This window comes from Leptolyngbya sp. PL-A3 (genome assembly GCF_039962325.1).
In the GTDB taxonomy this organism is placed as follows: domain Bacteria; phylum Cyanobacteriota; class Cyanobacteriia; order Elainellales; family Elainellaceae; genus Vacuolonema.
Genome location: NZ_JAMPLB010000122.1, coordinates 1 through 9,993 on the forward strand (window position 1 = coordinate 1; position 9,993 = coordinate 9,993).

The following is a 9,993-nucleotide window of genomic DNA, read 5'->3' on the forward strand; positions in this document are numbered from 1 at the left end:
GGCTTTGATACGATTGGGTCATTGTTGTTTCCTCCTACGGAGTTGGCTCATCAAGCCACCGTAGGAGTTACTTTACTGCCGCAACGCTCAAAACTCTTCGAGTCACACTGGTCAAACCAGTGGCTTACCTCAGTTGTTTAGTTAATTAGAAAACTGCAAATCTTCAGGCGAGTTGTGGCGGAGACGAATAATTCGGTTAGGTCAATGCCCGACACGTACAAGGTTCAATTCACCAGGTTAAGGAACACCCCCACTAAACCGTTAAGAATGCGTAAAGGCTAACAATATCTGTCTACAGCAATGAAAATTTGATGAATTAAAAGTAGATTTATCCATCGCAGGACGGTCATCTCCTACATTACTAATACTAAAGTTGTAGACTTAAAATCGTTTCAGAATACAACTGCTTATAGTGATTAATATTTAAGTAAATTCTTGACGCTTAAAAACCATAGAAGCAGAGCCAAGAGCATTTTCCATTCTAGCTTTGACCATCTCCGCCCATCGTTCTCAATTTAGAGCAGAAAATGGATGATTTTTTGGGATGTTCTACTCCCTGGTATAAGTTGATCCAGTACAGCAAGATGCTGAATAGTTGCGAACAGCACAGCTATGCCTTTGTAGTCGAGTAAGGAGGACTTCTCCAATGTTTAGGCCCCATTCAAGCCGTGCGATCGCCATCCTCTTATACCCCTCTTAAGGCATTTCCCTGCCTGGTACCTTAGCTAAATCCTTGCAAGAAACTCCTACAAGCAGGCGTTGTTCTGAGTCAATACAAACAACTGAGCCAGTTCGCGCACTCACTGCAACCACCGTCAATAAGCTCCTTCCATAATCCCAAGCTATTCTAGGGTCACCACCGACGTAGCGCACCGCGTCTCCTCGTTGCAAACCCATAACAAACCGCGCAACACACAACCGTCTCTTATAGTTATCAGGGGATTGAAGCTTTTCCCAAGAAGTAAAGGTAAAGTTATTCGCGCCACCAAAGGATGAAGTTGGTGGCTATTACCTCCACTCACACTGACACATCTAGAACAGCAAACAAAAAGCCCTCCCTGGTAGGCAGGTGAGAGCAATGCGTGATTAATTCAATTGGTATTCTCCTCTATAAGAGACAATAAGCAAGGTTAAATAGAATACCGTCTCAGGCGACAGTGACATTAGCGAGTAACAACAAGTGCAGCGCCTGTTACTCCACCGATTTCTTCTTGTCGCGACAGCAGTAGTTGGAACTCAAAGTCAGCGTCGATAAAGCTTTCAGCATTTAGTACGTGTAGAGAACACTATGCGATTGCTTTTTCTAAAGCAGGAGTCGCTATCATCCCTGTGAAGATGGCTGTCATTCGATAGGGGGACAGGGTCCACTGGAAAAGGCGGCTCTCTGCTTACTTGGGAGGATCAACTTCCATCCTCAACACTCGACTTTCTATATCGCACCCCTTCAATTACTCCATAGTAGAAATAGGCGATTGCTCTTAGCTTCATACTTCGGCAACGATAATTAACTCTTCCTTTATTTCTTAGGGTGAATGCTTCACTGTTTGATAACAATGAAGATAAGTTTCTGGATGAGTTGTGTAGTTCCCTATGAATTTGCAACAGGGAGATAGGGTCCGTTATGTCGGAAAGGACCCTAAAGTGGCATGGGATTATGGCAAGAGGGTTTTGATTGTTACTGCTGTAAATCCAGTTACGTACTCAACGGTTTGCTCAACTGCAGACCGACAGGTGGTAGTGGGAATTTCTTCTCAAGACTTAGCCAGAGTGGTTTGAGGGCTTTTGAGGTGAGGGGCGATCGCCCAGTAGGAGAGTTCCACACCGTCGAGGGTGAGGACATCACAACCTGAAAGATGCCCGATGACGAACTCTTTGCCAACCTGAAACGCAATCAAAGCGTAAAGCTGGTGAAGGATAGCATGCAGGCAAATTGGGGATGGGTGACTGCTTCACTGAGTATTAACGTAATTCCATTAGGCCCCAATTAACTCAGTCTGCTGGGGGTGGAGGACTTTTGTATCCAAAGCCCGGCAGGTCAAGACTATTATCCAAAATGTTGTCTTCATCAACCTCATCAACAACATTTGTGTCTGTACCTTCTTGAGCCAAGGTTTCTTGAACAGCAATTTTACTGTCTTCAGATTGTAATTTTTTAGGATCAGGAGTCTTAAACGGAGGATTGGAATTGCTGGAAGGTTGAGATGTCATGATTCCTGATAAAGAATGGCATAATTTGCTGACTAATGCTTTAAGTTTTTAACTTTTACTCAAGATTTACTTCCATCTTCAGAAGGGAGTGTGGTAGCAGATTTTGCCACCCTTGTTAGATGGGAGTAACGCTATAGATTCTCCCTATTGATTTAGGAGCTTACACTTTTTTGGTACTTCTAATAGAGGAACTCTCTTCATAAGAAACGATATGCTGAAAAACTCGCAGATATCTCAAGCTAAGGGAACAATATCATGGGTGACAAGAAGAAGGACGGAAAGAAGAAAAAATCGTCGGATCACTCCGCAATTGATGCCCTACTTGAGAAAGTTGACGATGTAGGAACTGCGATTGCTACTCCAATCTCCAATACAGCGGCTGCAATTGGGAATGCTGGAGACAATACCCTAGATGCTGTTGGGAACATTGTTGAAAATGCGTCTGATCGTATCAGCAGCGCCAGCGGAGAAGCTAAACGTTTAGTGATTACCACTGGCGAAGGAGTGACAGGTGCGGCTCAAGCCGTAATTGACAAAGCACACCCAGATAATAAATTGGGCAAAAAGAATAAGAAAAAAAGTGAAAAGAAGGACAATAAGAAAAACAAAAAGAAGTAAAAGCTGATTGATCAGGCGATTAGCTCTACCAGAAAACTAGAGCTGTCTAACTAAGGGTGTTTGAAGCGACTCAGTGATGAGATGCAAGTAGGCTGAAAGTTTTACAGGGTAAGTGATTGAATCTAGTTAACCTGTACTAGATTTTCTTGCCATCCACCTCAATGACCTTTACTGATAACGAAACTACATCGTTTTGGGATTCGGTTTAGTTCTAATTGCATCTCAGGAGGGCAACGCTTCAAACACCCGTACAACAAGAATTATTGAATTAATAGCCCCAGGGTTTTTTGTATGCCTCAGCAGTTTGATTTCGCATCCAGTCTTAAAGGCTTAAAGATCCTGCTTGTTGAACACGATCCGCAGATCGCAAACCTTCTGTTTCTAATTTTTGAAGCGACGGAAGCAGAAGTTTTCCAATTATGTTCGGCAGACAATGTTGTGAATTTTCTACTGGAGCAACCTGTAAACATTCTTATCTACGATATTCAACTTCCAGCTTTTAGGGAACGAGAGGTAATTCAACAAGTTCGGGCTACACCTGAAAACAATATCAGCCAGATTCCGGCTATTGCAATTGCGACAACAAAAAACTTTTACACAGAGACAGTAATTAAAAAGATTGCCATAAAATCTGGCTTTAGCCGATTTCTCACTCTGCCAGAGGTGCCAGACGAAATAGTGGAAACTGTTCTTGAACTTGCTGAAAGAGTAGGGGCGTTAAATCAATGAAGAACCCGTATCACTTGTGACTTTACTGTGGGTAAAATAAAAACTATTTGAATTTTTGGATTAGTGAAAATTACCCTTAATAGCAGAATATAAACTTATACAGGAATATAGGCGGAATGAGGTTGGCTAAGTGCTCCTGTTCACAAGAATTTAGCCTACTCAATCTCACTACTCCAGTACGTGGAAAAGGTTTTAATCATCCCTATATAGGACAGATCTGATATAACATAAGTTTCTTTAAATCGGCAAATTTATTCAATTCGTGAACTGATTTTATGGGGTTAGTATCATTTGATACAGGTGATTGCGGAAATTAGGTTTCAAATACTTTAACCGTATTCCTTCCCAATTAGATAGAGCCTCCATCTGCCTTTGGGTAACCAGTGCCTGTAAATCGGGGAAATGAATTTTTTTCCCTAACTCATGCGTTAACAGATCAAGTAGAACTTGGATGTCTTGAAACGTGCCTAACTGAGCTTGCAGTTGCTTGACATCTTCAATCCAGTCCCTGAAGTCCTCCCCATACTGTGAGGTAAAAAATTCTGCCTGATAGCGGGCATGCTTACAGGCTTTTCTCAAATCATGTAACATCACGCTATTTTCATGCAATGCCTGCTCAGTCGAAATTAACCACGCTGGATGCAGTAATAAATGTGAAAGTAACGGACTCAATAAATCAGGCAGGACAACCTGTAAGGGAATCTGAGCGATCGCTGTGTACTGAGGATGCTCGAGCCATTTGGTATAGGTAGTTTTCAATACTTTATAGGAGGGCTGAGTCAGCACTTCTTTCATGCTGTTGAAGGATTTTTTCCTTCTTCTATAAAGTGCGTCAATTACTTGATCAAGATATTTTTGTTCACGCTTGCCTAAGTGGGGACGGTAGTCCTCCTGCAAACTCGCCAATTGGACATCTAAATCTCTCACCTCTCCCAAAACTCTTGCTAAGTCTCTGAGTCGTTTTTCACTCGCAGTTTTAGGTAGCGAAACTGCTGATTCAAAGACTTGTAGAGCAGTTCGAAGACGGCGAGTACCAACTCGCATCTGATGCAATGGCTCAGGATTTTGATCTACAAGAACTTTTTTCTCTTGCTTGATAACATGATGGTACTGTTTCTGAATTACCTCATAGGCCCATTCGCCTAAAGCATCAGGATGCTGAATTTGTTGCAAAGTTTTATCATTCTTTAAGGTAACCATAGAAAATTTGACCGCTCTGCGCCCTGCTTTCAGAAGTAGGAATTCTATCTAAAATTGATAGAAGTTAAAACAGTCCTTAGACAGTATTTTTCATTTAGACTGAAAGCATTAACACAGGCTATAAAAATCAAGGAGTTCACTACATGGTAAACCCCAGTACTTCATATGAAGGCGCAAGGAATGTTAATCATCAGATAGATACAGAAGAAATTAAGGTATCTCTAGATACACAAGGAGAGGGTATTTCCTCAAAGCCAGAATATAGGCTTCAAGAATTTGCCCATATAGTTATGAATATTTGCACCCAGGCACAAGTCGGCGAGATGAGTTCTGAGGAGGCTTATCAGCAGATTAAAGACCACTGGAATGAACTAAAACATTTTCATAATAAACATGACGAAAAAAGGAAAAAAGGGAGGCCTTAGAGGTAGCTTCTCCTCAAGGGGATTTTATTAACTCAGATCATCGAGCGTGCCCTTTCGGACAAATTAAACTACCCCCTCAAATCAGAAATGGCTAGCACAGGCGACACCCCATCGCCCCTGCCAACCAAAAAGCCAGAGGCTAACCCCTGGCGTGTTTTTTCTTTGAGTGCGGAGCAGTACGATTTTCAGGAGCCGAAACTAGGAACTGGAATTACTGCATATCCCATTGGCACTGAAGCTTACCGTTCACCTGCACCCATCGAGCGGTCAAACCGTTACGTTGAGGCTGGCGAAAAGAGTTTGTAGCCGTGAGTTGAGGGGCTGCATCGGGGGAGAAGTAATCTTGCTGTGCTTGAGGGGAAGTAATCGTAAGCATGAGGGGGATCCTTGAAGCGAGTAGGGCTTATTTGTTCGGCCTGCTGCCGATGAATTTATAGTCCTAGATTTGCCCGCTCAGGCTGGTGATTCATAATGCTGGAAATAGGTGAACGTCGTCACGTAGCAATGTGACCTATATCACCTCTCAGAGAAAATTTGTAGCCATTAACCCTACGACGCAATGTGTTCAGCAATACTCTCATAGGAACAGTTGCGTGACTTATTCTTTTTAAATTACAAAATCGGAGATTTGGAAAGTGAAGCATCTGTTGAGAGAGGCCATAAAAGGTGTACTGGATACCGCGAGCGCCGCTACTGCCTTATCTTATGCAGCCCCGCTACTAGCTCAGGAAGCCCCCTACGTTGGCTTATGGCAGGGGAGATGATGAAGTGGACGGAGGGTGTTCCATTCGCTCAATCCTGCCGACAGAATCTGGATTTAGAGTGGTGGGTCGCGATACTTGGCATGGCCCTTGCGGTTATGGAGATCCTGCCACTGTTTTGGCTCAATTGAGTGTGGAGCAAGAGTCTTTAGAAGGCACTTGAAATCTGGACTGCCAGGCTGGAGAAACAGCAGAATCCGGCGATCGCGGCTTTGGAGTGCGCTACACATTTGATCCTTCAACTCAAGCCTTAACAGAAACCCTGCTTGACTTGCAAACAGGTCAGCCTATTAACCGGATTCCCATTGTTTTCTTTCGGATTGCACCACAATAAGGGAATAGCAGATTAGTTAGTCCAAAGGCAATCAAGGCCTAACAGCGATCACCCTGAGAGCTTTGGCGGACACTTGGTAAAATCCGCTTACAAGCGTTCCGTCGATCACTGCCCTTCCCGTACAAGGAGGGGTTTCGTGTGAGAGCGATCGCAATGGATAAGGCAATGTGGCGATCCTCCCTCACCACCACCCCTCTAATTTCGCTCGCCCATTGATCGGCACCACAATCACCTCAGGTACTATTCCCCCCATGCCTCCAGGACTCAACCCACCCATTCTTCCAAGTTTCACCAATTTCAGATAGAGATAACGTCTGTTATCTCTATTTCGCTAAACTTACACTATTTTGACAGCCACAAGGCTGAAGCCCTGATTGCGGTGCTGAAATCTCTTGCTGCGTCTGCGCTGGAGCCTACCACCCTTACATCTGATACGCCGAAGAGTAGCCGCTCAGATAGCCCAGCCTCATCAATATTGTTCCCGCCGCATGACGGCTCCTATCACGTCCAGACCTCCCGCCACAGCTCCGGCAATCAGCCGTAGAACCGCAGCGCTGGAAAAACCTGCAACGATTGATTGCTGAGTGCAAAGAAGCCGAGCAACGAGTCTCTATATTCACTTAGGCTATGAGTAAAAATTGACTGACGCTTAGCAGGAGTGCCTTATGGATTTGCTCACCTGGCTTATTGTTGGACTGATTGCAGGCATTCTGTCTAGTTTTGTCGCTGGGGGCATTGGATACGGCATTCTTGGCGATATTGTAGTCGGCATTGTCGGGGCTTTTGTGGGCGGTTGGCTTTTTGCTCAACTGGGGCTTGCAACTCCTTTTGCAGGCCTGGCTGGCACTATCTTTGTGGCTTTTGTCGGTGCTGTCGTGCTGCTCGTAGTTCTCCGCCTCATCCGAGGAGCACGAGTGTAAAATCGCGGCTAACGCTACTATTTACCGCCCTCTCACCCGTTTCAGCGATCGCCTTCCCTCGTCGTGCATCGGATTCCGCAACGAGTTCGTTGCCGTCTGCTGTGCGGCGATGCGGCGGGAGCAGTTCTCCGTTCCGCACAATATAAAAAAGCCGGGGCCGAAGCCCCGGCAAAACAGCACCGCACTAGAACCACAACACCAACACCCACCGCACCGCACACCCAGCGCGACCGAGCCGACGCACGCGACCAGACGCACGCTGACGCACAGGCCGCACCGCGAACCAACCGCAGCCCAAGCCGTGAAGACGGTCAGCCTCGCACTCAGCCGCCAAACGAGATAAGAAGAGACTGTAAAGCATGAGAGAAACCCCAAAGCGCAAAAACGACGGGGGTTTACAAAGCACAGGGGGCAAAACCGTGGGCTGGATCACACCCATTTAGGGAGCGGTGCCCACGGTTTTGTCCCCTGTGCTATCCTGGCAAACCCCGTTGTTGCGCCGAAGGGGGGCACGGGGGGAAAGCCTTCTCCCCCGCGCCGCCCTCGGCCATGCGGGGCGGCATCGCTAGGGTATGGGGGCGGCGTTAAAGCCCCCAGAGGGGCACAGCCCCGCATCAGTTCGTATAAGCTGAGTTGTTAAACTGCAAACGTTTACAGTTCCGTTGCGCTGCTGACTTAGAGACGGGACAGCAAGCGCGATCGCGGTCGTGTTGTAAGGTAGCCGCGCAGAGAGCCAACCCCTTGCACTTAGGCCACACTGTTAGCACTATAGGGAGCGCGATCGCCCCTCTGCGGTTGTATTAGTTTCCCCTCGATGAACAAAAGCCAATGATTCAGGAAGTCCTTATCGAAAGCACCTGGGAAGACGCAGAGACAGCCCGACAGCGGAGGGATAAACGCTATCAGGAATACAGGCCACTGGGCTAGAGCGCAGCCGTAAAAACCTTTAAACCATTGATGGACAGTGTGTGTTCGTAGTAACGGCCAGCCTTGCCGAGCCAGAGCCACCTCTAGCCAAAAGTCAGGGTAAACCAGCAGAGCCATGGCTGTGATCGAAGGCTCCAAGGGGGCGGATGCGGGAGTTTGGGGAGCGGTAGCTACAATTAGACAACAGCTTTTGCACTTCTCAAAAGCATCGATAAACAAACAAATAAGGTCAATATGCACACTAATACAGAAGTGGCTGCACTCAAGGCAATTCAAAAGAGGGCAGTGGATTCACAATTCTCACATCTCTGGTCGGATGCATTATTTGCACGAGAGCAGACACGAAATCTTTCAACGCAAAAGCAACAAATTCAAGATAGTATCCTGGAGGTTAAGAAGCATGAGTTAGCCGAGATTTTGATTTCACGTTATGAGGCTGAAATCCAACAGATCGCATGGGATATCGGCTCATACATTCGATGGACTGTTGTAACAGCATGGATGGCATTTGAACGGGCCATGGTAGACGCAACATCCTCCTCAGAATTATCGAGAGATTTGCCCACTAATCTGCCAAAATTTATCGCTCCGGGCATCAAAAAGGATGTGTTTTGGGCAGCACCTCCTTGGTCTGAGGTGAGGCAAATACAACAGAAGCGCAACAAGTTCGTTCATAGGGATTTAGAGACTTCCGACCTTTTCCCAGACGTTAACTTGGCTGAGGATACCATTCGTATACTGCGTAAAGGAATTAAGGAAGCTTACAAAAAAATTGGGAAGATTTCTCCAATCTGGGTGGAGTGTGACGAAGTGCCTCGTCGGCTTGGAGGTTCCTTTTGTGCAGCTTCAACAAGTCAGACCGGAGCAGATGAGGATCCACAGCGGCTTCAGATAACTTATGTTCACGGGGGCAGAGATATAACCCATATTACTCTTCGCTCTGATAATGATCCGTGGCCCGTTGTTGAAGAGATTGCAATTCAGATACGAATTCCAATTGAGGCAATTCGTATTTATAAGGGAGAAAGCTTATGGCGTGAGATTCCAATCACGATGCGAGGAAGCTAGGAGTTGATGAATAAGAGCAACAGCAGCCAATTGGTACATGTGTCAGTTTTAGTTTCTTAGTCTAGCCTGAAGTACGGAAGTTTCAGCCAAACCGTTAGCACTGCAAACATTTTCAGTACCACAACGGAGTATTGCATCGTCACTGCATAACTACTGCTGCGGGACTGCCGTGAAGCGGTAGGGCAATCGCTTCAGTTTCCGTGGTTCCGTACGATCGCCTCCCGTCATCCAGCATTAGCTTCCGCATCAAGTCCATCACCGTCCAATGTGGTGGGTTCCGGGATCTTTTCCCTCTTTCCCTCTAACTTCTGCCCACCGTCTAAAGGCATCATCCGCCTCTTTCCCCCCCCCCCTTCCTACCCAACTAGCAAAACCCAAATGTTTCGCAGAATTTAGATAGAGGTAAGTTTACATGGGCATGACCGTTGAACTGTAAACGTTTTCACTGCGGCTGCAACACCTAGGCATCCCACACCAGCCCCACTCGGGGGCGGCGTTAGCGGGGGTGGGGAGCGATTCTCTGAGGAACAACGGTGCGCCTGCCCCGAACTGAGCAGGACAGCCCTTAACTCAGCAGGCCAACTGCGGGGCGCACCTCTGCTATGCGCGGGAAGTTAAATAATGTACAGCATAGATACAACACATCAGCATTCTGCTAATAACTAAACAACTGAGGTAAGCCACTGGTTTGACCAGTGTGACTCGAAGAGTTTTGAGCGTTGCGGCAGTAAAGTAACTCCTACGGTGGCTTGATGAGCCAACTCCGTAGGAGGAAACAACAATGACCCAATCGTATCAAAGCC

General features: G+C 46.4%; 13 protein-coding genes. 5 read left to right on the forward strand and 8 right to left on the reverse strand.

Annotated features, from left to right (window positions below):
* Positions 1–1,751: 1,751 nt before the first annotated feature.
* The gene (locus NDI52_RS33955) at positions 1,752–1,895 is read right to left on the reverse strand and encodes a hypothetical protein (protein WP_190769832.1); all 144 of its coding nucleotides are present in this window, start codon (positions 1,893–1,895) and stop codon (positions 1,752–1,754) included.
* 94 nt (positions 1,896–1,989) lie between these two features.
* Complete coding sequence (locus NDI52_RS33960) at positions 1,990–2,208, reverse strand: hypothetical protein (protein WP_190769831.1); 219 nt, start codon at positions 2,206–2,208, stop codon at positions 1,990–1,992.
* 255 nt (positions 2,209–2,463) lie between these two features.
* On the opposite strand from NDI52_RS33960, the gene NDI52_RS33965 reads away from it, so the two are divergent.
* Both NDI52_RS33965 and NDI52_RS33970 read left to right on the forward strand, forming a co-directional pair.
* Complete coding sequence (locus tag NDI52_RS33965; RefSeq protein ID WP_190769830.1) at positions 2,464–2,826, forward strand: hypothetical protein; 363 nt, start codon at positions 2,464–2,466, stop codon at positions 2,824–2,826.
* Positions 2,827–3,117: 291 nt separating this feature from the next.
* Positions 3,118–3,555, forward strand: coding sequence for a response regulator (locus NDI52_RS33970; RefSeq protein WP_190769829.1), 438 nt, complete (start codon positions 3,118–3,120; stop codon positions 3,553–3,555).
* Between the two features lie 273 nt (positions 3,556–3,828).
* Here NDI52_RS33970 and NDI52_RS33975 read toward each other — a convergent pair whose 3' ends face one another.
* Complete coding sequence (locus NDI52_RS33975) at positions 3,829–4,755, reverse strand: CHAD domain-containing protein (RefSeq protein WP_190769828.1); 927 nt, start codon at positions 4,753–4,755, stop codon at positions 3,829–3,831.
* Positions 4,756–4,898: 143 nt separating this feature from the next.
* On the opposite strand from NDI52_RS33975, the gene NDI52_RS33980 reads away from it, so the two are divergent.
* Positions 4,899–5,180 (forward strand): hypothetical protein, encoded by a 282-nt coding sequence (locus tag NDI52_RS33980; RefSeq protein ID WP_190769827.1) that lies wholly within the window; start codon positions 4,899–4,901, stop codon positions 5,178–5,180.
* Positions 5,181–5,391: 211 nt separating this feature from the next.
* Here NDI52_RS33980 and NDI52_RS33985 read toward each other — a convergent pair whose 3' ends face one another.
* Positions 5,392–5,556 carry a hypothetical protein gene (locus NDI52_RS33985; protein WP_190769826.1) on the reverse strand — a complete coding sequence of 55 codons (165 nt, stop codon included), beginning with the start codon at positions 5,554–5,556 and terminating at the stop codon, positions 5,392–5,394.
* A gap of 441 nt (positions 5,557–5,997) precedes the next feature.
* Positions 5,998–6,171: a hypothetical protein gene (locus NDI52_RS33990; RefSeq protein ID WP_190769825.1), complete on the reverse strand. Its 174-nt coding sequence runs from the start codon at positions 6,169–6,171 to the stop codon at positions 5,998–6,000.
* A gap of 769 nt (positions 6,172–6,940) precedes the next feature.
* On the opposite strand from NDI52_RS33990, the gene NDI52_RS33995 reads away from it, so the two are divergent.
* A complete protein-coding gene (locus NDI52_RS33995) occupies positions 6,941–7,195 on the forward strand; it encodes a GlsB/YeaQ/YmgE family stress response membrane protein (RefSeq protein ID WP_190769824.1) in 255 nt (84 codons plus the stop codon).
* Here NDI52_RS33995 and NDI52_RS34000 read toward each other — a convergent pair.
* The 3 genes from NDI52_RS34000 to NDI52_RS34010 all read right to left on the reverse strand — a co-directional run bounded on the left by NDI52_RS34000 (position 7,173) and on the right by NDI52_RS34010 (position 8,239).
* Positions 7,173–7,367, reverse strand: coding sequence for a hypothetical protein (locus NDI52_RS34000; protein ID WP_348254198.1), 195 nt, complete (start codon positions 7,365–7,367; stop codon positions 7,173–7,175). The two genes, NDI52_RS33995 and NDI52_RS34000, sit on opposite strands and share 23 nt — an antisense overlap.
* 12 nt (positions 7,368–7,379) lie before the next feature.
* A complete protein-coding gene (locus NDI52_RS34005) occupies positions 7,380–7,556 on the reverse strand; it encodes a hypothetical protein (RefSeq protein ID WP_190769823.1) in 177 nt (58 codons plus the stop codon).
* A gap of 386 nt (positions 7,557–7,942) precedes the next feature.
* Positions 7,943–8,239 carry a hypothetical protein gene (locus tag NDI52_RS34010; protein ID WP_190769822.1) on the reverse strand — a complete coding sequence of 99 codons (297 nt, stop codon included), beginning with the start codon at positions 8,237–8,239 and terminating at the stop codon, positions 7,943–7,945.
* A gap of 117 nt (positions 8,240–8,356) precedes the next feature.
* Here NDI52_RS34010 and NDI52_RS34015 point away from each other — a divergent pair, with 117 nt between their 5' ends.
* The gene (locus NDI52_RS34015) at positions 8,357–9,190 is read left to right on the forward strand and encodes a hypothetical protein (RefSeq protein ID WP_190769821.1); all 834 of its coding nucleotides are present in this window, start codon (positions 8,357–8,359) and stop codon (positions 9,188–9,190) included.
* The last annotated feature ends 803 nt before the right edge of the window (positions 9,191–9,993 follow it).